Annotated in this window: 19 protein-coding genes and 1 pseudogene; 9 read left to right on the top strand and 11 right to left on the bottom strand. The window is 66.5% G+C overall.

What is annotated here, in order from left to right:
* The first annotated feature begins 1 nt into the window (after window position 1).
* The 4 genes from GOSPT_RS15910 to GOSPT_RS15895 all read left to right on the top strand — a co-directional run bounded on the left by GOSPT_RS15910 (window position 2) and on the right by GOSPT_RS15895 (window position 2,349).
* Window positions 2–553 carry a TetR family transcriptional regulator gene (locus GOSPT_RS15910; protein ID WP_005207432.1) on the top strand — a complete coding sequence of 184 codons (552 nt, stop codon included), beginning with the start codon at window positions 2–4 and terminating at the stop codon, window positions 551–553.
* 100 nt (window positions 554–653) lie between these two features.
* A complete protein-coding gene (locus tag GOSPT_RS15905) occupies window positions 654–920 on the top strand; it encodes a metal-sensitive transcriptional regulator (protein ID WP_005207431.1) in 267 nt (88 codons plus the stop codon).
* Between the two features lie 26 nt (window positions 921–946).
* Complete coding sequence (locus tag GOSPT_RS15900; RefSeq protein ID WP_005207430.1) at window positions 947–1,339, top strand: DUF302 domain-containing protein; 393 nt, start codon at window positions 947–949, stop codon at window positions 1,337–1,339.
* A 26-nt stretch (window positions 1,340–1,365) separates the two neighbouring features.
* Window positions 1,366–2,349: an alpha/beta hydrolase gene (locus GOSPT_RS15895; RefSeq protein WP_005207429.1), complete on the top strand. Its 984-nt coding sequence runs from the start codon at window positions 1,366–1,368 to the stop codon at window positions 2,347–2,349.
* 13 nt (window positions 2,350–2,362) lie between these two features.
* Here GOSPT_RS15895 and purD read toward each other — a convergent pair whose 3' ends face one another.
* The 4 genes from purD to GOSPT_RS15875 all read right to left on the bottom strand — a co-directional run bounded on the left by purD (window position 2,363) and on the right by GOSPT_RS15875 (window position 8,605).
* Complete coding sequence (gene purD / locus GOSPT_RS15890) at window positions 2,363–3,616, bottom strand: phosphoribosylamine--glycine ligase (protein ID WP_174273066.1); 1,254 nt, start codon at window positions 3,614–3,616, stop codon at window positions 2,363–2,365.
* 72 nt (window positions 3,617–3,688) lie between these two features.
* Complete coding sequence (locus GOSPT_RS15885; protein ID WP_039856294.1) at window positions 3,689–4,906, bottom strand: low temperature requirement protein A; 1,218 nt, start codon at window positions 4,904–4,906, stop codon at window positions 3,689–3,691.
* 155 nt (window positions 4,907–5,061) lie between these two features.
* Window positions 5,062–7,242, bottom strand: a complete 2,181-nt coding sequence (locus GOSPT_RS15880; RefSeq protein ID WP_005207426.1) for an ArnT family glycosyltransferase — start codon at window positions 7,240–7,242, stop codon at window positions 5,062–5,064.
* 97 nt (window positions 7,243–7,339) lie between these two features.
* On the bottom strand, window positions 7,340–8,605 hold the full coding sequence (locus GOSPT_RS15875; protein ID WP_005207425.1) for a bifunctional glycosyltransferase family 2/GtrA family protein: 1,266 nt from the start codon (window positions 8,603–8,605) through the stop codon (window positions 7,340–7,342).
* A 114-nt stretch (window positions 8,606–8,719) separates the two neighbouring features.
* Between GOSPT_RS15875 and GOSPT_RS15870 the strand changes: the two genes are divergently transcribed.
* Window positions 8,720–10,858 (top strand): RecQ family ATP-dependent DNA helicase, encoded by a 2,139-nt coding sequence (locus GOSPT_RS15870; RefSeq protein WP_039856274.1) that lies wholly within the window; start codon window positions 8,720–8,722, stop codon window positions 10,856–10,858.
* A gap of 161 nt (window positions 10,859–11,019) precedes the next feature.
* Here the strand turns inward: GOSPT_RS15870 and GOSPT_RS15865 are convergent, their stop codons facing one another.
* Window positions 11,020–11,445, bottom strand: coding sequence for an HIT family protein (locus GOSPT_RS15865; RefSeq protein WP_005207423.1), 426 nt, complete (start codon window positions 11,443–11,445; stop codon window positions 11,020–11,022).
* 122 nt (window positions 11,446–11,567) lie between these two features.
* Here GOSPT_RS15865 and GOSPT_RS15860 point away from each other — a divergent pair, with 122 nt between their 5' ends.
* Together GOSPT_RS15860 and GOSPT_RS15855 are read left to right on the top strand one after the other, a co-directional pair.
* Window positions 11,568–12,695, top strand: coding sequence for a DNA adenine methylase (locus GOSPT_RS15860; RefSeq protein WP_005207422.1), 1,128 nt, complete (start codon window positions 11,568–11,570; stop codon window positions 12,693–12,695).
* Window positions 12,696–12,742: 47 nt separating this feature from the next.
* The gene (locus GOSPT_RS15855) at window positions 12,743–13,582 is read left to right on the top strand and encodes a hypothetical protein (RefSeq protein WP_005207421.1); all 840 of its coding nucleotides are present in this window, start codon (window positions 12,743–12,745) and stop codon (window positions 13,580–13,582) included.
* A gap of 145 nt (window positions 13,583–13,727) precedes the next feature.
* Here GOSPT_RS15855 and GOSPT_RS15850 read toward each other — a convergent pair whose 3' ends face one another.
* The 4 genes and pseudogenes from GOSPT_RS15850 to GOSPT_RS15835 form a co-directional block, all read right to left on the bottom strand.
* Window positions 13,728–15,272 carry a sensor histidine kinase gene (locus GOSPT_RS15850; RefSeq protein ID WP_005207420.1) on the bottom strand — a complete coding sequence of 515 codons (1,545 nt, stop codon included), beginning with the start codon at window positions 15,270–15,272 and terminating at the stop codon, window positions 13,728–13,730.
* Window positions 15,272–16,006 carry a response regulator transcription factor gene (locus tag GOSPT_RS15845; RefSeq protein WP_039856290.1) on the bottom strand — a complete coding sequence of 245 codons (735 nt, stop codon included), beginning with the start codon at window positions 16,004–16,006 and terminating at the stop codon, window positions 15,272–15,274. The genes GOSPT_RS15850 and GOSPT_RS15845 overlap by 1 nt, the downstream gene beginning before the upstream one ends.
* Before the next feature lie 135 nt (window positions 16,007–16,141).
* Window positions 16,142–16,823, bottom strand: a pseudogene (locus GOSPT_RS15840) (DUF899 domain-containing protein).
* Window positions 16,824–17,071: 248 nt separating this feature from the next.
* Window positions 17,072–17,794 (bottom strand): TetR/AcrR family transcriptional regulator, encoded by a 723-nt coding sequence (locus tag GOSPT_RS15835; RefSeq protein WP_005207416.1) that lies wholly within the window; start codon window positions 17,792–17,794, stop codon window positions 17,072–17,074.
* A gap of 77 nt (window positions 17,795–17,871) precedes the next feature.
* On the opposite strand from GOSPT_RS15835, the gene GOSPT_RS15830 reads away from it, so the two are divergent.
* Window positions 17,872–18,261 (top strand): VOC family protein, encoded by a 390-nt coding sequence (locus tag GOSPT_RS15830; RefSeq protein WP_005207415.1) that lies wholly within the window; start codon window positions 17,872–17,874, stop codon window positions 18,259–18,261.
* A 42-nt stretch (window positions 18,262–18,303) separates the two neighbouring features.
* On the opposite strand, the gene GOSPT_RS15825 is transcribed toward GOSPT_RS15830, so the two are convergent.
* Window positions 18,304–19,497, bottom strand: coding sequence for a winged helix DNA-binding domain-containing protein (locus GOSPT_RS15825; RefSeq protein ID WP_005207414.1), 1,194 nt, complete (start codon window positions 19,495–19,497; stop codon window positions 18,304–18,306).
* Between the two features lie 10 nt (window positions 19,498–19,507).
* Window positions 19,508–19,906 carry a RidA family protein gene (locus GOSPT_RS15820; RefSeq protein WP_005207413.1) on the bottom strand — a complete coding sequence of 133 codons (399 nt, stop codon included), beginning with the start codon at window positions 19,904–19,906 and terminating at the stop codon, window positions 19,508–19,510.
* Between the two features lie 11 nt (window positions 19,907–19,917).
* Between GOSPT_RS15820 and GOSPT_RS23925 the strand changes: the two genes are divergently transcribed.
* A complete protein-coding gene (locus GOSPT_RS23925; protein WP_156527335.1) occupies window positions 19,918–20,055 on the top strand; it encodes a hypothetical protein in 138 nt (45 codons plus the stop codon).
* The last annotated feature ends 22 nt before the right edge of the window (window positions 20,056–20,077 follow it).

Raw genomic sequence — 20,077 nt, 5'->3', positions numbered from 1 at the left:
GATGCAGACTGCCGCGATCGAGTTGTTCCTCGAGAAGGGTTTCGACGAGACCTCGGTCGCCGACATCACCGAGCGTGCCGACGTCACCGAGCGGACCTTCTATCGGCACTTCGGGGACAAACGCGAGGTGCTGTTCGACCGCGAGCGCACCCTCGAGCGGGCGACGATCGAAGCGGTCTCCGATACTCCCGCGGGCGTTGGTCCGCTCGACGCCGCAGCCCACGCTCTCGCAGCGGCGAGCAGCCGGTTCTTCGTCGACAGGCTCGACCACGCTCGAACCCGGCAGCGAATCATCGACGCGACTCCCGAGCTACACGAACGGGAACTACTCAAGATGACCGCGCTCGCAGACGCACTGACCGTGGCACTGGAAACCCGCGGCCACGGCCCCGTGCGCGCACGGCTGGCGTCCGACATGGCGATTGCGGCATTCACCGCGGCGTTCGACCGCTGGCTCGCAGACGGCAGCGATGCGGAACTCGGCACACTCGTCCTCGACACAGTCGGCGAGTTGCGAAGCGTGGCAGGCGAATCCACCGTTCAGCGGCCGTAACAGCGTTGCGCAGTGCACCGTCGAGTATGGTGGTCCACGATTACTTGGATACCCCCAGGGGTATAGTGAAAGGCATACCCAGCCACCCGAGGAGGCGCACATGGTCGGCGACGACGAAGCAATCACCGTCGTACTCAACAGATTGCGCCGTGCGCACGGGCAGCTCGCGGGCGTGATCTCGATGATCGAGCAGGGCCGCGACTGCAAGGACGTCGTCACGCAGCTCGCCGCGGTCTCGCGTGCACTCGATCGCGCCGGGTTCAAGATCGTCGCCACGGGCCTGCGTGAATGCCTCACGGGCGACGAGGCGACGACGGAACCCATGACCGAAGAGCAGCTCGAGAAGCTCTTCCTCGCCCTGGCCTGAGATCAGCAACACAGAAAGGAAGCGCCATGCAACTCGGCTACTCCACCACCCTCACCACCGACTTCGACGACGCCGTCGCCCGCACTCGCGAGGCACTGGGCGAGCAGGGATTCGGGGTGCTGACCGAGATCGACGTCACCGCGACGTTGAAGAAGAAGCTCGACGAAGACATCGAGCCGTACCTGATCCTCGGTGCGTGTAATCCCGGTCTCGCACATCGCGCGCTCGGCGTCGAACGGCAGATCGGTCTGCTGCTGCCGTGCAATGTGGTCGTCCGGGCAAATCCCGAGGTCACGGGCGAGGTGATCGTCGAAGCGATGAACCCCGACATCATGGTCGCGGTCGCCGATGCACCGGGGCTGCCCGACGTGGCCGCCGAGGCGTCGACGAAACTGAAGGCGGCGATCGCCGCAATCTAGCCGGTGCCCACTATCCTGTGAACTCGATGAGCACCGATCACCCGGCCACCGAGCGAACCTCGCGCGCCGACACCGCCTCCGACGCACCGTCGGCGCAGCCCAACCGCCGGGCTGTTCTCGCGTCCGCACTGGGCGTCTCAGCTATCGGAGCCCTGTCTGCGTTGTCGCTGTCGGCGTGCTCGCGGTCGGATGCGGTGACGGTCGACGAGCGTCGAGCGGCGGCCCCTCGTTCGGCCGACGACGAGCTGCCCGTCGAGACCTCGCCCGCGCCGATCGCCGAGGGCCCGAAGCTGATCACCGGGAGCTTCGTCTCCGCCAAGATGGGTGGTCGGCCGACGCGTTGGGCGGTCGCACGTCCCTCGGGTGTGACCGGGACGCTTCCCGTCGTGGTGGTCCTGCACGCGTTGAACACCAACGAGCAGTCGATCTTCACCAGCAAGCTCAGCATCCAGACCGTGCTGCAGGAGTACGTCGACGCGGGCAATGCACCGTTTGCGATTGCCGCTGTCGACGGCGCGCGCAACTACTGGCATGCGCGCGTCGACGGAACCGATGGCGGCGCAATGGTTCTCGACGAGTTCATCCCGATGCTGGCGAGCAACCCCGAACTCGACCTGTCCACCGAGCGACTCGGACTTTTCGGCTGGTCGATGGGCGGTTACGGGGCGCTGCGCCTCGGAGCGCTGCTCGGCGCACCTCGCGTGGCCGCGATCGCGGTGAGTTCGCCTGCGCTGTGGGCAGATCCGAACAATTTTCCGCAGCGGGCCTTCGACAGCTTCGACGACTATCAGCGCAACTCGCTGTTCGGCCAGCAGCGCGCGTTCGACAAGATCCCCCTACTGATCACCATCGGGTCGAGCGATCAGTTCTTCACCTACACACGCCAGTGGGCGGCGGGCCTGCACCCACCCGCAGCATTCGGCACGGCGGCGGGTGGACACACAAATCGCTACTGGCGCAGCGTTCTTCCCGATCAGGTGGCGTTCCTCGGGCGCGAACTGGCCCGTTAGAGCACCGGTGAGATCAGATACTGATCTCACCTTCGAGCGCGGCCCTGCCGATGTCGGTGCGATGATGCGAGCCCGGCAGCTTGATCGCGTCGATTCGCTCGTACGCCTGGGCGCGCGCCTCGGCGAGGTCGGCACCCACACCGAGCACCCCGAGTACCCGACCTCCCGCCGAGACCACCGCACCCGAAGCGTCGATTGCCGTCCCCGCGTGCAGCACGCCCTCGCCGCCTGCGCCGATGATCACGTCGCCCGTGCGTGGCTTGCCGGGATAGTTCTCCGCTGCGACCACCACAATGACCGCCGCGCCGTCTTCCCACTCCAGTGGGGGCAGATCGGCCAGGGTGCCGGTTGCCGTCGCGTTGAGCGCTTGTCCCAGAGGCGATTTCAGCAGTGCGAGCACCGCCTGGGTCTCGGGATCGCCAAAGCGGCAATTGAATTCGACGACGGCCGGTCCGTCGTTGCCGATCGCGAGTCCGGCATAGAGCAATCCGGAGAACGGCGTGCCGCGTCGAACCAACTCTGCGGCAACAGGTTTGACCACGTCGTCGACGATCTGCGTGGTCATCTCGTCGGGTAGCCACGGCAGCGGCGTGTAGGCACCCATGCCACCGGTGTTGGGTCCGGTGTCGTTGTCGCCGACGCGCTTATGGTCCTGTGCGGGGATCAGCGGTACCACGGTCTCGCCGTCGACCAGGCAGAACAGCGAGACCTCCGGCCCGTCGAGGAAGCTCTCGAGCAGGACCGGGTGGCCGATCTCGAGGCATTCGGCCGCGTGGCTGCGCGCGGCCGCGCGGTCGGTGGTCACGACGACGCCCTTGCCCGCGGCCAAACCGTCGTCCTTGACCACCCAGGTCGGGCCGAAGCGATCAAGAGCGGCGTCGAGTTTGGCAGGGTTGTCGACGACCTCGCTGTGCGCGGTACGGACCCCGGCCGCGGCCATGACGTCTTTGGCGAAGGCCTTCGATCCCTCGATCTGTGCCGCTCGTGCACCGGGGCCGAACGTCGCGAACCCGGCGTCACGCAGCGCGTCGGCCACACCGAGAACCAGCGGCACCTCGGGGCCGATGACGACGAGATCGGCGTCGAGCTGACGCGCGAGGGCCAGCACACCGTCGGACGACACGACGTCGACGGCGTGATTGGTGGCGATCGACGCAGTCCCCGCGTTGCCGGGCGCGACGTGCAGTTCGGTGACCGACGGATCGCGGGACAGGCCGAGGAGCAGGGCGTGTTCACGGCCGCCCGAGCCGATGACTAGTACGCGCACGCCCACGACTCTAGTGGTTGCAGTGCCCGCGAAGCAGCACAGGTGGGGCGGCGTCGACGCGGCCGAGCAACGTCACGACACCACGACGTCGAGTCCCATGTCGACGAGCGCTTGCGCGCGCCGCGGCACGCGAAACGCCTCGTCGACGATCACGATGAAGACCGGCGCCAACGCGACCACCACGACGGAGATCGTCAGCGAGACCCCGGCGAAGGCCATCCACACCCCGGCGACGAGTAGCGCAACGGCCCCGACCGCGCACAGCAGCGAGACCGGGTCGAATTTCACCAGGTAGTCGTACATGCCGAGAACAGACAGACAGTAGATACCCAATGGCACCGCGACGCATGCCACGACGGCACCCGCGCTGATCTTCGCCTCGTGCTCGGTCCAGAGTGCTGCCACCTCGAGGCCTGCTCCGGTTGCCGCGGCCGACATGAAGATCACGGTGTGTCCATAGCCCCACTGAAAGCACTTGCTCTGGTTGAGATGCAGCGCGTCGCCGACCGGGACGGTGAAATAGATCCACCACATCGCGAAGATCATGACCATCGCGGAGAGGCCGAAGACCGCCGACTCGGTCGTCCAACCCTCTTCCTCGACCACCGCCTGCAAGATCGCCACGGTGCCGACGACACCTTCGCCGAGGGTGACGATGGTCAGTGCCGAATAGCGCTCGGCGATGTGATGTGGATGCCACGGCGTCGAGGTGAAACGCGTCTCCGCCACGTACGGCCCGAGATATTCGACGAACGCGCACACTGCGATCGCGATGATCGTCGGCCACAGCGACAGGTCGACGATCGCGACGATCACCCACAGGATCTGAGCGATGAGGATCATCAACGCATAGGTCAGACAGGTCTTGCGGTATCGCGGACTCTGCGACGCCGCGCGCAGCCACTGGGTGACCAACCCCAGACGCATGACCACGTACCCGATGACGACGACGCGGATGTCGACGTGCTGGTTGTTGTCGATCGAGCTGAACACCGGCGCGACCCCCAACGCGAGGATCGCGACGCCGACCATCTGCACCAGCACCATGACACGGAAGAACCAGTCGTCGGTGTCGAATGCGGAGGCGAACCAACTGAAGTTGATCCACGCCCAGATCGCGGCGAACGTGCACAGGACGTATCCGAAGAAGGCGGTGCGCCAGTGACCTTCCGCGAGGTAGTGGGCCACCTGCGTACCCGGCACCGAGAAGATCACCACGAAAACGAGGTCGAAGAACAACTCGAGGTTGGTCGCCGAGCGTCGTTCCTCGTGCGGGTCCCGGCCCGTCATCCGACTCAGTCGATGTCCGATCGTCAATGCCACGATCAGAACCTTAACGTCGAGGGGCGTCGACGTCAGGTCACTCAAACCAGACCGGAGCAATCGCAACGCCTGGTTGTCTATTCACTCCCGCCTTTCGAGTTCCCGACGTCGACGCCGGGCGACTACTTGGGAGCGGTCAGGTCGTACACCGTCACACCGTCGACCGTCTTCGCGGTGAAGTTCTGCTCCACCCACGTGGTGATCTGACTCGACGGCCTGCTGCTGTCCGAACCCCCACCGAATCCGCCACCACCGAATCCACCGCCACCGATGAAGTAGTGGATCTTCTTCTGCTCCACCAGCTTCTGGAACTGTGCGAGCGTCGGCGACGGATCGGTGCCGTTGAAGCCGCCGATCGGCATCACCGAGTAGCCCGATTCGAGCTGGTAGCCCGACGCGGTGTTCGATCCGACCGCCGCGGCGACCCACGTGTACTTCTCGGCGTCGGATTTCAACAGCGCGAGCATCTCGGCGCTTGGCTTCGATCCCATCAGCAGACCGCCACCCGGCCCACCCATTCCGCCACGCATTCCCGCGTACCCGGCGCCCGCGGCCATGCCGGGCGGCATACCCATGCTCTGGCCTTGACCTTGGCCCATGCCGTGACCTTGGCCATGGCCTTGCCCGCCCATACCCGGGCCGCCGAATCCGCCCTGGCTGCCTCCACGCTGTCCGCCGAATCCGGCTCCGCCGCCGCGCATTCCGCCCGGTCCGCCGCGCATTCCGGGACCGAATCCGCCCTCGACCCGCGGTCCGGCGCTGATGATCGAGCCCTGCTTGGCCGTGGTGATGGTGTCGACGGTGTAGGCGAACGGGCCTGCGAGTGCGGCGATCACCGACATCGCGATCGCGAGCGCACCGAGGTAGGCGCGTTGCGCGAACAACATCGCAGCACCCCCGACGATCCCGAGGAACAGCACCACGTAGCGCAGCCACGGCACGAAGTCCGACGACCGCGCGAGGAGTGCGAAGCCCCAGATCGCAGCAATCCACACTGCGGCGGCAAGCACACACCGGACCCACACCTTGTCGCGTGCACGCCAGGCCACCGCGGCGCCACCGGCGAGCACGGCGGCGACGGCCGGCGCGAGGGCAGCGGTGTAGTAGCTAAGGAAGATGCCCGCCATGAAGCTGAACACGGCCATCGTCACGAGCAGCCAGAGCCCCCACACGACGAGGTAGGCGCGTCGCGTGTCGGTGCGCTTGGCCCGACCGATGATGATCAGCGCAGCGATACCGAGCACCAGTGCCGACGGAATCAGCCAGGCGATCTGACCACCCTGCTCGGGCTGGAACATTCGCAGTAGTCCGGGCTGTCCCCACATGCCACCGCGGCCACCGGGCGCGCCCGGTCCCGCGAAATCGGCACCCATTCCGCCGGGCCCCGCTGCCGAACCACCGTAGGAACCGCGTCCCATGCCCGGCCCGACGCTACCGGTCTCGTTGCCACTGAGGCGTCCGAAACCGTTGTAGCCCAACGTCAATTCCATCACGGAGTTGTTCTGTGATCCGCCGATCCACGGTCGCGACGACACCGGCCACAGCGCGACGGCGAGCAGCCACCAACCCGCGCTGACAATCATCGCACCGAGTGCGGCGAAGCAGTGCGCGAGGCGCCTGCCCCACCCGCCGGGACCGAATGCGAAGTAGGTGATCGCAAGTCCCGGCACGATCAGCATCACCTGCAACTGCTTGGTGAGGAAGCCGAACCCGACGAACACGCCGACCAGGATCATCCACCGAAGCCGGCCTGTCTCAACGGCTTTCAGACACGCCCAGACCGCGGCGATCATCAACAGGATGAGCAGCGCCTCGGGATTGTTGAACCGGAACATCATCGCGGCGACAGGGGTGAGCGCCAACGTCGCACCGGCGAGGATGCCTGCCCAGTGCCCGAAGTACCTGCGCGTCATCCAGTAGAGCAATGCCACCGAAGCCACGCCCATCAAGGCGTTGGGCACCAGGATCGCCCACGAGTTCAATCCGAAGATCCGCACCGACAGCGCCGGAATCCACAGCGACGCAGGCGGTTTGTCGACCGTGATCGAGTTCGCCATATCCGACGACCCGAAGAACCATGCCTTCCACGACTGCGACCCGGCCTGGATCGCCGCGGAGTAGAACGAGTTGGCCCAACCGTTCGCCGAGAGGTTCCAGAGGTTGATGATCGTCGTCGCGATCAGTAGGACGGCGAGCGATCCGCGCTCCCAGAGCGTCGTGCGTACCGTCGAACCGGCCGTGGTGTCGACAGGCGCACGGCCCCGGGAGTCCGGGGCCGTCGCCGATTCTGCTGTGGTGGTCATCGTCTCGATTCTTGCTCGGTGGAGCGGCTGGCCCCGGTGCGTTTGACCCCGGTGTGTCTGACCTCAGTGTGACCGGCCTCGTGAATGCGGTGGGACGTCATTCCGTTGCCTCTGCGGTGCGTCGCAGGTGAGCACGGAACACCCACCGCAATCCGACGAAGCGGGTCGCCGTGGCGACCAGATTGGCGACGATCAGCACGACGAGTTCGACATGCTTCGACGCTCCCGGCGCGTAGGCGTGCAGCCCTGCGAGTGCCCCCGCGGTGACCGCCCAGCCGAACAGGAACACGCCGAACCCGAAGAGCTGATGTTTGAGAGCATCCTCGCGGCCGTGCACACCGAAGCTGAACTTGCGGTTGGCCGCGGTGTTGAGCACCGCGGTCACCGCGAGTGCGACGAAGTTGGAGACCTGCGCACCGAGGATCGAGTGCAGCAGCAGGTAGAGCACCGTATACGCGGCCGTCGACGCCACCCCGACGACGCAGAACCGGACGAGCTGACCGACCATGCCCGGCGGCACACCCGCGATGTCGGGACCGGCCGCGCGCTCACGGCCGACCGTCGAACGCAGTTCGGCGATGGGCAGTCGGCCCCGGGCCAGCGCGTAGCCCACGCGGGCGCAGCCCTTGAGATCGTCGACCGCGGTGGACACGATGTCGACGGTGCTGTTCGGGTCGTCGACCCAATCGACGGGGACCTCGGCGATCCGCAGCCCGATTCGCTCACCGAGCACGAGCAGTTCGGTGTCGAAGAACCAGCCCGTGTCCTCGACGTAGGGCAACACCTGACGGGCGATGTCGGTGCGCATCGCCTTGAAGCCGCACTGGGCGTCGGAGAACTTGGCGCGCATCGTCGTACGAAGAATGAGATTGTATGAGCGCGAGACGAATTCGCGTTTGGTGCCACGTACCACGCGTGAGCCGCGGGATAGTCGGGAGCCGATCGAGATGTCGGAGTGCCCGGACTCCAGCGGCGCGATGAGTGGCATCAGCGCGTTGAGGTCGGTGGACAGATCCACATCGCAGTAGGCGACGATCCGTGCGTCGCTGCGTGTCCACACTGTCTTGAGTGCCCTACCGCGACCCTTCTCGTCGAGGTGCGCCACCCGGATGTCGCCGAGTTCACCCGCGAGTTCCGCTGCGATCGCGACGGTCGCGTCGGTGCTCGCGTTGTCGGCGACGGTGATGCGCGCAGTGAACGGGACGTGTGCGCGCAGGTGGTCGTGGAGGCGGCGCAGGCACCGCGCGATGTCGTTCTCTTCGTTGTAGACCGGCACGACGATGTCGAGTACCGGAGCGGTGACCGATGTGTCGGCGACGATCGTCACGGGTGCCGCGGCCTGCGGGAGGGCTTCTGTCGTCATGAGTACAGATTCGGGTGCCAAACTGCAGCAACTCTGCGTCGAACCTGCCAGCTTCCTGTGAGCGTCTGGCCTGCGAAAAGAACCTCGTCGGTGGACGTCACTAGATTGGCGGGCATGACGGGAACATCGGTAGGACTGTCCGACGACGACCAAGCCGTCGCCGACGCGGTCATCACCAGCCTCGCGGGCGACGGCGCGCGCCTGCGCGACGACCAGCTCAGCGCGGTGGTCGGGTTGGTCGGGAGTTCGGGGGCCGGGAGCGAAGCGAGCGGGCCGCGCGTACTCGTGGTGCAGGCGACGGGGTGGGGAAAGTCGGCGGTGTATTGGACTGCGACGGCGATCCTGCGGTCTCACCGGCGGGGTCCGACGTTGATCGTGTCGCCACTGTTGTCGCTGATGCGCGATCAGGTGTCGGCGGCAGAGCGCGCGGGACTGCGGGCGGCGACGCTCAATTCGTCGAACGTCGACGACTGGTCGGCGATCGAGGCGTCGTTGCGCTCCGGCGAGCTCGACGTTCTGCTCGTCTCGCCGGAACGTCTCGCCAATCCGGGATTCGGAAGGCGTGTGCTCGACGCGCTGTCGGGCGAACTGGGCCTGCTCGTCATCGACGAGGCGCACGCGATCTCCGACTGGGGTCACGATTTTCGCCCCGACTACCGCCGGGTCTCCGATGTCCTGCAGTCGCTCAACCCGCAGACTCCTGTCCTCGCGACCACGGCCACGGCGAACAGTCGGGTCACCGACGACGTCGCCGCGCAACTCAGCGCAGGCGGCGAGCAGTCCGAGACGCTGGTGCTGCGCGGTCCGCTCGCGCGAAAATCGTTGCACCTGAACGTGATCGACGGACTGTCACCGATCGGGCGGTATGGATGGGTCGCACAGCACCTGCCGGAACTCCCCGGTTCAGGCATCGTGTACGTGCTCACCGTCGCCGACGCCGAGCGCCTCGTCGACGCGATTCGCGCGATACACGGCGATTCGCTGGCCGTCGAGGCATACACCGGGCAGCTCGACGCCGACCGCAGGCACCATCTCGAAGACGCCCTGCTGCGCAACGAGGTCAAGGCGCTCGTCGCGACGTCTGCGCTCGGAATGGGTTACGACAAGCCAGATCTCGGGTTCGTGGTGCATGTCGGATCGCCGCCGTCGCCGGTGTCGTACTACCAGCAGGTCGGGCGTGCGGGCCGCGCACTCGACGACGCCGTCGTGATGCTGTTGGCGTCGGCCACCGACAACTCGGTGTGGGACTACTTCGCGACCGCCACCATCCCTGATCCGGTGAAGATGGAGTCCGTGCTCTCGGCGTTGCGCGAGGCCGACGGGCCGATGTCGGTGCCTGCCCTGGAGGCGGCGACCGGGCAGCGTCGAGGTCGAATCGAGTTGATGCTCAAGCAGCTTGCGGTCGACGGCGCCACCGAACGCGGGCCGGACGGATGGTCGGCGACGAGTACGCCGTGGACGTTCGACGCCGCCCACTACGACGGCGTCGTCGCGGTTCGACGTCGCGAAGCCGACATCATGCGCAGCTACATCGCAGGCCGACAATGTCTGATGCAGTTGCTCACCGAGTCGCTCGACGACCCGCAGGCGCAACCGTGCGGACGTTGCTCCGTGTGCACGGGAGCTCTGACCCCGCCGCTGACCGCCGACGTCGATCCCGCCATCGTGCGGGCGATCACCGGCGACCTCCGACGTTCCGCGCAGATTCTCGAACCACGAAAGATGTGGCCAGGTGGCGATTTCGGACGTCGCGGCCGCATCGCCGCCGACCTCGCCGCCGAACCGGGACGAGTGCTGGCACACGCCGACGCCCCGGAGTGGACCGACCTCCTCACCGCCGCTCGCGCCGCCGATCCGCAGGCACTGGCCGACCTCGGCGACGCCGCCGTGGCGACACTGTCGTCGTGGGTGCGGCAGTCGGGAGTGCGACCCGACATCATCATGTCGCTGCGCCTGACCGGCACCAACCTGGCCGATCAACTCGCCGAACATTTACGCGTCGTCGGCAAGCGGCCGGGCGGACATCTACCGGTGCGACAGGGCAACCCACCCGATCGCGACGCACCCGGCGCCGTCGAGGCCGCCTACTGGCGCGACCACCTCGGCGAACCGCCCCCGGAGGTCGCGGGTCAGAACGTGCTGCTCGTCGTCGACGAGTCGCGGTCGGGGTGGGCGATCACACTCGCCGCCGCCACACTGCGTGAGGCTGGCGCCACCGCGGTCATGCCGCTGCTGATCCACCGGAGCGTCTGACCGGCCGGCCGGTGCCGACCGGGCGCTCGAGACTGCCGACTGGGCGCTCGAGACTGCCGACTGGGCGCTCGAGAGTGTCGAGTGTGCGCTCGAGACTGCCGACTGGGCGCTCGAGACTGCCGAGCGGGCGCTCGAGAGTGTCGAGTGTGCGCTGCGGACGCTCAGTCGGCGACGTACTCGCCGTAGCCGGTGGCCCGGAGCGCGGCGCGGATCTTCTCCGCGTCGGCGTCGAGTTCCTCGGGCGTGATGTCTTTGCGAGCCTTGCTGAGGTCGAACGTCTCCATGCTCTTGGCGGGGAACACATGGAGGTGGACGTGCGGGATCTCGAGCCCGGCGATGAGCAGACCCATGCGCGGAGCGTCGAACGCGGCTTTGACTGCGCGGCCGACCTGCTGCGCGACGTCGGCCAGATGAGTGAACGACGCCGTGTCCATCTGCTCCCAGTGATCGACCTCCTTGCGCGGCACGACCAGGACGTGGCCCTCGGTCACCGGCTCGATGGTGAGGAATGCGACCGCCTGGCCGTCCTTCCACACGAATCGACCGGGCAGTTCTCCGTTGATGATCTTGGTGAATACCGATGCCATGAGGACAGTCTATGGCGGTCGGGCGGCAATCCTGCGGGTGTTGTCGGCAATCCTGCGGGTGTTGTCGGGGATCGGGTCGTGTTGCCTGCGATCTTGTCGGTGGGCCGTGACATTCTTTTCCTGTGAGTCGTCGAGAGTTCACCGACGCCGCGCCCCCGACGCAGTCTGCATCGTCGTCCGGGACGCGGCCGGTCGGTTCCGCAGAGGTGGTGGCGCGCGCGCAGCGCTTCCCCCGCTTGCGGTACATGGGCTCCAAGTACCGGCTCGTGCCGCACCTCGAGCGGACGTTTGCCGAGATTGGCGGAACCACCGCTGTCGACGCGTTCTCCGGGTCGGGCGTGGTGTCGTATCTGCTGAAAGCTCAGGGCTTCTCCGTTGCGAGCAACGACTTTCTGAACTTTCCGAGCATCATCGCCCGCGCGACGGTCGCGAATTCGTCGGTGCGCCTCGAGCCCGAGTTGATCGACGAGATCTGCGGACCGCCCCTCGACGACCGCGACTTCATCCGCAGCACGTTCGACGGCCTCTACTTCGACGCCGCCGACCGCGCCTTCCTCGATTCCGCGTGGTCACACATAGCGCGGCTGCGTGGGTACCGCCGCGACCTCGCCATCTCCGCCCTCGTCCTCTCCGCAGCACGTAAGCAGCCACGCGGCGTCTTCACGTTCACCGACTCCACCCGCTACGCCGACGGCCGCCGCGACCTGCGCATGTCGCTGCGCGACCACTTCCGGCTGCGCGCGGCGTCGGAGTACAACTCGACGGTCTTCAGCAACGGACGCAAACATCGCAGCAGTTGCGGCGACGTCTTCGAGCTCGACGTCACACCGCTGTTCGACGCCGCACCCGACCTCGTCTACCTCGACCCTCCCTACGCACCGCCCACCGACGACAACGACTACATCAAGCGCTACCACTTTCTCGAAGGCCTCTCGGTCTACTGGGAGGGCATGAGCATCATGGAGAACACCAAGACCAAGAAGTTGCCGAAGCGGTTCACCCCGTTCGCCTACAAGCGAACCATCGACGACGCTCTGGTCCGCACATTCGAGCACTTCGAGGACGCAGGCGCGATCGTGCTGTCCTATTCGTCGAACGCCCTGCCCGGCGCCGACCGCATCGTCGACCTGTTGGGCAAGGTCAAGCCGTCGGTCGAGGTCATCGCGATCGACCACAGGTACAGCTTCGGCACCCACGCCGCCGCGACCCGTCGCGACGTGAGCGAGTACCTGTTCATCGGTCGAGACTGAAAATCATTGAAATACAACATCTTTGACACACGCAGGGATCGACGACGATGAGTGACGCGGGAGAGTTCGACGACTATTTGTCGACGCTGGGTCGGCTGACCGCTCATGTCGACCCGACGGCGTCGACCCCGGATGCGGAGAAGATCGTCGACGCCGTCGAGACGCTGACCGAGGTACTCGACACCGACCTCACGGGACTCGCCGTCTGGGCGCGCGATCATGCCGATGAAGACAGCATCCTGCGGCTGGCCGTCGGCCTCTCGCAGGAGAAGTTGCGCAACAACCTGCGGCACGAGTTCGGGACGTCGTCGTGGCAGAAGGTTGCGCGCACACAGCCGTACGAGCTGGTCAGTTGGATGGACCGGGAGTTCGACCTGGTCCGAATGCTGCGAGTGCAGATGGCACGGACGTACACGTTTGCCGACATCCTCGTCGCGCGGTCGGGTACGCGCGCGACGGCCACACGTGCGGGAGCGTCGGGCAGACACATCGAGGACGAGATCGAGGCGATCGCCCGCGATCTCGGACTCCCCTACGTGACCCGCTCCCGATTTTCCGGACGAGGCGGGCGCGACGCCCCCGCCGACCTGATCGTCGGACACGAGGGAGCCGCCGACATCGTCGTCGCCGCAAAGGGTTTCGACTCGACCGGCAGCAAGCTGACCGACGCCGTGCGCGAGATCGAGGAGATGGCCGAAGTTCGGCTTCCGCGCCAGGTGGTTCTGGCGGTCATCGACGGAATCGGCTGGAAGTCGCGGCAGTCCGACCTCCGCCGCATCCACCAGCTATGGGCCGACCGCCAGATCGACGGGATGTACACGCTCGCAACGCTCGACACATTCCGCGACGACCTCGCCGAGTTCGCGCGGCTGCACCGGCTCGTCTGACGCACAGTCGGCAGTCTCGAGCGCACAGTCGACGGTCCCGAGCGCACAGTCGGCAGTCTCGAGCGCACAGTCGGCAGTCCCGAGCGCACAGTCGACACGCTCGAGCGCCCAGTCGACGGTCCGGAACGCCCAGTCGAGGCGCGGCTCAGGCCGCGAGCCGGGGTAGGCGCACCCAGAAGCGTGCGCCCTGGCCGGGTGTCGACTCGACGCCGACGCGGCCGCCGTGAGCACCGACGAGAGCTGCCACGATCGAGAGGCCCAGTCCGCTGCCGCCGCCTTCACCGCGGTAGCGCGAGGAGTCGCCGCGGTAGAACCGCTCGAATACGTGCTCGAGTTCGCCGGCTTCGAGGCCCTGACCGGTGTCGGCGACGCTGATCACCACGTCGTCGACGGGCGTGCCGTTGCTCTGAGTGCCGGAGCGGTCGACGGCGACTCCGACGGTGATCGACGCGTCCTTCGGTGTGTGGACCACCGCGTTGTTCACCAGATTGCGGATCACCTGCATCAGGCGCGGCGAGTCGCCCATGACCATCGGTGGCTCGTCGGACTCGCCGATCTCGAGCCGGATACTCCGCTCGGGTGCCGCGACGCGGGCCGACTGCACGGCGTCGGCGGCGAGCGACAACACGTCGACCGGCTCGGAGTTCAGCGGCCGGTGTGCGTCGAGACGTGCGAGCACCAGCAGATCCTCGACGAGCAGAGCCATTCGGCCTGCCTCGTCGTCGATGCGTGCAAGTGCGTCTCCGGTGTCGGGGAGCGCGCCGCTGCGCGACAACTCGGCGAACCCCTTGATGGAAGTCAGCGGTGTGCGTAGTTCGTGGGAGGCGTCGGCAACGAAACGTCGCATCTTCTCCTCGGATGCGCGCGCCTGTTCTTCGGAGGCCCTGGCCTGCTGCTCGGATGCGGCGGTCTTGGCGAACGCGTGCTGAATCTGGCCGAGCATGGTGTTCAGCGACGACGACAGGCTGCCGACCTCGGTGTTCGGCGCGGCGGACGGTACACGCATGTTGAGGTTGCCCGCCGCGATCGCATGCGCGGTCTCCTCGACGCGACGCAACGGCCGCAGCGAGGAGCGGACGAGTAGGTAGCTCAGCACCCCGATGACGAGGACGATCGCCGCGCCGATCCCGAACTCGAGCCACTGCAGACGCGAGATGGTCTTGTTCACATCCGTCAGCGGGAGCGCGACGATCGACTGCCCCTCCGGACTCGAACGCTTGATCACCCGCCACTGCGGCCCGTTGCCGTCCGCGGAGTTGACCGTCACCGGCCCGTAGTCACCTTGGGGCAGCCCGGAGATCGCGGGCTGGTCGTCGAAGTCATTGCTGAAGATCACCGTCCCGTTCGTCAGCGTGTTCTCCACGAAGTAGGCCGACGGCGGCCTGCGCGGCCCAGGCGGAGGACCGGGCAGGTCGCTGACGTGTGTGCGCGGCTTGGCCCAGGTGTCGACGGCCGAGACGAGGCCGGAGTCGGTGCGCGACATCAGGTCGCTCTTCATCGCCGACGTCACGGCGATCCCGGACACCAGCAGGCCGATGGCCATCAGCAGAACGGTCAGCGCAACCAACGAGATGCGCAGCGGTACACCGCGTTTCGCGCGGCTGACGACCGCAGCGGACAGTCCGCCCACAGACTCGGCGTCCCGCGGAGCGGAGCGTGCCGCTGCAGAGTGCGGGTGCGTTGCCACCATCAGGTACGCGGCTCTCGCATCACATATCCGACGCCGCGCAGCGTATGGATGAGCGGCTTCTCGCCGAAGTCGAGTTTGCGACGCAGGTACGAGACATACGATTCGACGACGTTCACCTCACCACCGAAGTCGTAGTTCCACACGTGGTCGAGAATACGAGGCTTCGACAGCACCGTGCCCGCGTTCACCATGAAGTAGCGGAGCAACGTGAACTCCGTCGGCGACAGCGAGACCAGCTTGCCCGCCTTCCAGACCTCGTGTGTCTCGTCGTCGAGTTCGATGTCAGCGAACGTGACCCGCGACGCCTCTTTTGCCCGCGCGTCGAATCCGCTGCGTCGCAACAACACCTGCAAGCGTGCGACGACTTCTTCAAGGCTGAACGGCTTGGTGACGTAGTCGTCTCCGCCGATCGTCAGGCCGTTGATCTTGTCCTCGACGCTGTCGCGCGCCGACAGGAACAGTGCGGGGGCGTCGACGCCGTCGGCACGCAACCGGCGCAGCAGGCCGAATCCGTCCATGCCGGGCATCATCACGTCGAGGATGAGCACGTCGGGTTTGTAGGTTCGGCACCTGTCGATGGCCTCGGGGCCACCGGCGGCGACCTCGACGTCGTACCCTTGGAATTTCAACGAAACCGAGAGCAGCTCGCGGATATTGGTCTCGTCGTCGACGACGAGCACTCGCGGCCCGGTTCCGGTGCCTTTGCTGATCAACTGGTGTGTTCCCTGACCCATCTCGTTCACAGATACACCTTCCCCCAGGATTCTGCCATCGATCTGGAGACAGGCTGGCAGTTCCCTGTGAGCGATGACCTGCACGTTCAGGCGCATCCACCCCGCGCCCGAGCGCCGAGCGGCCTGAGCTTTCGCCTACGCCTCGCCGTAGAGGCGCGCGATATCGGCCGAACCGGCCCACCCCGAGTACGTCGGGCGTTGCGGCCAGCCGTCGGGCACGTCCTGCCACTCCTCCTGCCTGCCCCACGGCAGGATGTCGAGGAGCGAGAAGCTATGACCGAGTTGCTCGGTGCCGCGACCGGCGGTGTGCCAGGTACGGAAGACCCGTTGCCCATCGCGGAGGAAGACGTTGACGGCGAAGCCCTCGCCGGGTGCCGCGTCGAACTCTGCGCCGAAGGTCGTGCCCGCCGCCGAGTACCAGTCCATCTGGTTACCGACCCGCCCGCTTGTAGTCCAGCGCCTCGTCGATCGGTCCGTTGGTGACGATCACGAAACGCGCATCGTAGTTGTCCAGGAAGTCCAGCCGGGTGAACTGCGAGGTGTACCCGGTGCAACCGCCGCATTGAAAGGTGGCACCGTCGGTCCACATGTGGTTGTAGACGATCAACTGCGAGCGACCGTTGAAGATGTCCGAGAGCGCGATCGGCCCGTCCGGACCGGTGAGCGTGTGATCGGTGACCTCGACCATCGGCATTCGACGACGCTGTGCCGCGATCGCATCGAGTTCGCGAGTTGCCGCCTTCTCACGGGTGCGCAGGTCGTCGAGCTCGCGACGCCAGGTGTCGGCATCGACGACGGGTGGGAGTGCTTCAGACATGGGTTCCCCTGTTCTCGAATTTCAGCCGAGTTCGGCCGAGCAGAAGTCCGGTCACAGAGACCGACCACCGCGGCCGGGAAAACTCATCGTCACGCCCACACACGAACCCGAATGTCCATGGGGTACGTACACAACTGTGACGTCAGCGGGGCGCCGCGACAATTATTGTCGTGGCCTCGCGCTGACGACCGGATTGTGTACGCAGTTTGTCGCGCTCGGGCCTCCTCGCTGCATTCACACCCCGGCATTCACACCCCCGAGGACTCCATCGCCTCGATGCCGAGAATCAGCGCCGACAACCCGAAGTCGCGAGCGGCATCGGCGTTTTCGGCGGCCCCGGTCGCTTGCCCCGCGGCCGTGCCGATACGGGATGCCAGCGGATAACGCTCGTCGACACCGAGTTTCGCGAGCTGCGCGCCCTCCCGCTCCCACCACTGCTCGGGGGTCTCTTCTCGCCTCTCCGCGATCGCATGATGCAGCGAACGAGCCGACGCCCGAACGAAGTTCAGTACCAGTTGCAGCGCAGCATCTTTCGCCGCGTCGCTGAGCTCGAGAGACTCGACGGCGCCGAGTTCACGCTCGTACTTGCCGAGGGTTCCCGGTCCGAGAATCGCGCGTTCGGACTCGACGTCGACCAGCCACGGGTGGCGGTCGAACAAGCTCAGGTTGTCGGCCGCGACCTGTCGTAGTCGCGACTGCCATGTTCCGGTCAACTCAGAATGCGTCATGTCTGCACGACACTGGTCGACCATGAGCTCGACGAGCTGCTCGCGATTGTCGACGTAGGAGTACAGCGACATCACCGGTGCTCCCAGCTCCTGCGCGACGTCGCGAAGGGTGAATCGCGACCCGATTCGGTCGGCAACCACGATCGCCGAGTCGACGACAGCGTCTGCGGTGAATCGCGGCGGCCTTCCCTGCCGCGCAGGCAATGGGACCACCTTGCGCCAGAGCAGTTCGATGGTGCTCACCAGTGCATCTCCCGTTCCTTGACTTTTCGTACACTATACGGATACTGGATCTCGTACCCCATACGAGAAAGGCCCTCATGCCCGTCACAGCGACCGCGATCTCCCTCAACGTGCCCAACCCACAGGCGTCGGCCGACTTCCTATCCCGCCACGTCGGCTACACCGTCGCCATGCAGGCCGACGGCTTCATCTCGCTCGCCGCACCGGACGACGCCCCCGCGGGCACACCGAACGTCATCTTCCTCAAGACCGGTCTGGGGACCTTCAAGCCCGCCCATCGCGCAGGGAGCGCGGGAGATGGACTGCTCCTGGCATTCGTGGTCGACGACGTCGACGGCGTGTTCAGCACCGTCCGCGATGCGGGCGCGCAGGTGGTGACCGAACCCGAGACCGAACCCTGGGGCGAGCGCTACTTCCAGACCGAGGACCCGAACGGCATCATCGTGCAGTTCGTCGAGTGGGTGTAGTTCGAGAGCACCCACCCCGTCGTGGTCAGCGGCCCGCAGTTTTCATCGAGGCGCCCCACGCATGAACGGCGCCGGGTATGCGGGCCGCGGGTTCACGTGACCGAGCCATTCGGCCAGTGTGTCCGCCCGCGATGTCAAAGCTCGCGTCGCGGCGCGCGGAAGCCGCTCGAAGGGGTGGATCTGCACCGATCCGTCCGGCCGGCGCGACCAACCTCCGACGATCCGACCGTCCCACCACGCGGTTTGCCCGCCGTTGCCATTGGAATCGAAGACGTGCGCGCCGTGCTCACCGAGATAGAAGGCGCGCTGCTTGTGACCCATCGTCGTCGGGTCGAGCTCGGGGAGCAGCACCGCCTGCGGCTCGACTGCGCCAACTTGTTCGGTGTCGTCGGCGTGCACGTAGCCGACCGATCCGTCGTCGAGCTTGACCTCGACGACGTCGAGCTGCGTAAGCGCTTGACGCACAGCGGTTTTGGTACTGCCGAGCCACCAGACGAGGTCGGTTTCGGTGCCGGGACCGAAGGCCCGCAGCCACCGGTCGATCATTTTGACGTGGCCGGTCGCGACGGCGGGTGGATCGAGGGGTTCTTCGAGCCACTGCTCCATCCCGACCCACAGCGGTTTGGACCGATGCCAGGGAGCGTCATTGGGGCCGCGGACGATGTCGCCTGCCGCGCTCATCATGTTCAGCACTCGCGGTGCCATGGGAATCGTTCCGCCCCACGACTTTCCCGTACCGACAGTCACGCGACCCTCGAGTTCTGGTAGCGCGTCGCGCAGTTGGGCAGTGCTGCGCGGAACGCCGTCGGACTCCAACCGCGCCACCGCCGCCCGCGCCGAGTCAATCCAGCCGTCAGGGTCGGGAAAGTCGCTGCTGCGCCGCAGGTCTCGCAGCATGTTGGTACGCTCCGACGCCGCGACGCGCGGGCCGACAGCGCCGACGGCGTCGCGCAGGGTCTCTCTCGGCAACACGAACATGGTGCGGCGCATGGCAAGTTGTCGAACCAGGCTGCGGTCGTCGTAGAGCGCGGCGTCGAGGTCGGCGGGCACGAAGTCGGGCATCCGCGCCCACGTCGACAGGTAGACCGTCGACCAGGTGGTTGCGTGTAGCCCGACCATCGACTCGGCAACGTCGACGGGCGTCGCGGCCGCGGAGTCGTCGGCGAGTCGGTGCCTGCGCATCAGGCGCGCGCGACGCTCGGCGTCGGAGATGTGTGGCTGGAGCGCAGAGCTCATCGAGCCGCGATCACGCGGGAAGTGCAGCGACAGCGTCGATTTCGACGACCTGCTCGTCGTACGGCAGCACCGTGACGCCGACCATCATGGCCGGCGGAACCGACTCGCCGAGTTCTGCGACGACGGCCTCCCACGCGACGGCGAGGTCGGCTTGCAGATGCTCGGCGACATAGATCGTCAGCTTGGCGAGATCGGCAGGTGTCGCGCCGCGCTCGGCCAGCAGTGCCGACAGGTTCTGCAGGCACCGACGCGTCTGCCCGACAACGTCGTTGGCCGCGACGACGACCCCCTCTTCGTCGAGCGGCGAGATTCCCGCGGTGAACAGCAGCGGCCCCGCGCTCACCGTAGCGCTGTAGGGGAATCCGCCGTCGTGCAGAACCGACGAGCCGTTGAGCGTGATTCGGGTCATGCTCCGATCGTATGCCCCTCGCTGATCGAGCGCCCCTACCGCTGATCGAGCGCTCCCCACCGCTGATCGAGCTACCCCCGCTGATCGAGCCCCCACCGCTGATCGAGCTACCACCGCTGATCGAGCTTGTCGAGATCACCCCGCGCTGATCGAGCCCCCACCGCTGATCGA

Source organism: Gordonia sputi NBRC 100414 (genome assembly GCF_000248055.1).
GTDB lineage: Bacteria > Actinomycetota > Actinomycetes > Mycobacteriales > Mycobacteriaceae > Gordonia > Gordonia sputi.
The sequence above is the reverse complement of the archived record's forward strand: the minus strand, read 5'-3'. Positions and strand labels throughout refer to the sequence as shown.

Bases quoted from the DNA above. Each gene is read 5' to 3' on its own strand.
- GOSPT_RS15850 (WP_005207420.1), bottom strand. From the start codon at position 15,272: ATGGTGGCAACGCACCCGCACTCTGCAGCGGCACGCTCCGCTCCGCGG.
- GOSPT_RS15830 (WP_005207415.1), top strand. From the start codon at position 17,872: ATGCCCGTCACAGCGACCGCGATCTCCCTCAACGTGCCCAACCCACAG.
- GOSPT_RS15875 (WP_005207425.1), bottom strand. From the start codon at position 8,605: ATGACGACAGAAGCCCTCCCGCAGGCCGCGGCACCCGTGACGATCGTC.
- GOSPT_RS15900 (WP_005207430.1), top strand. From the start codon at position 947: ATGCAACTCGGCTACTCCACCACCCTCACCACCGACTTCGACGACGCC.
- GOSPT_RS15855 (WP_005207421.1), top strand. From the start codon at position 12,743: ATGAGTGACGCGGGAGAGTTCGACGACTATTTGTCGACGCTGGGTCGG.
- GOSPT_RS15870 (WP_039856274.1), top strand. From the start codon at position 8,720: ATGACGGGAACATCGGTAGGACTGTCCGACGACGACCAAGCCGTCGCC.
- GOSPT_RS15825 (WP_005207414.1), bottom strand. From the start codon at position 19,497: ATGAGCTCTGCGCTCCAGCCACACATCTCCGACGCCGAGCGTCGCGCG.
- GOSPT_RS15910 (WP_005207432.1), top strand. From the start codon at position 2: ATGCAGACTGCCGCGATCGAGTTGTTCCTCGAGAAGGGTTTCGACGAG.
- GOSPT_RS15880 (WP_005207426.1), bottom strand. From the start codon at position 7,242: ATGACCACCACAGCAGAATCGGCGACGGCCCCGGACTCCCGGGGCCGT.
- GOSPT_RS15895 (WP_005207429.1), top strand. From the start codon at position 1,366: ATGAGCACCGATCACCCGGCCACCGAGCGAACCTCGCGCGCCGACACC.
- GOSPT_RS15885 (WP_039856294.1), bottom strand. From the start codon at position 4,906: ATGACGGGCCGGGACCCGCACGAGGAACGACGCTCGGCGACCAACCTC.
- GOSPT_RS15905 (WP_005207431.1), top strand. From the start codon at position 654: ATGGTCGGCGACGACGAAGCAATCACCGTCGTACTCAACAGATTGCGC.
- GOSPT_RS15865 (WP_005207423.1), bottom strand. From the start codon at position 11,445: ATGGCATCGGTATTCACCAAGATCATCAACGGAGAACTGCCCGGTCGA.
- GOSPT_RS23925 (WP_156527335.1), top strand. From the start codon at position 19,918: ATGCCCCTCGCTGATCGAGCGCCCCTACCGCTGATCGAGCGCTCCCCA.
- GOSPT_RS15845 (WP_039856290.1), bottom strand. From the start codon at position 16,006: ATGGGTCAGGGAACACACCAGTTGATCAGCAAAGGCACCGGAACCGGG.
- GOSPT_RS15820 (WP_005207413.1), bottom strand. From the start codon at position 19,906: ATGACCCGAATCACGCTCAACGGCTCGTCGGTTCTGCACGACGGCGGA.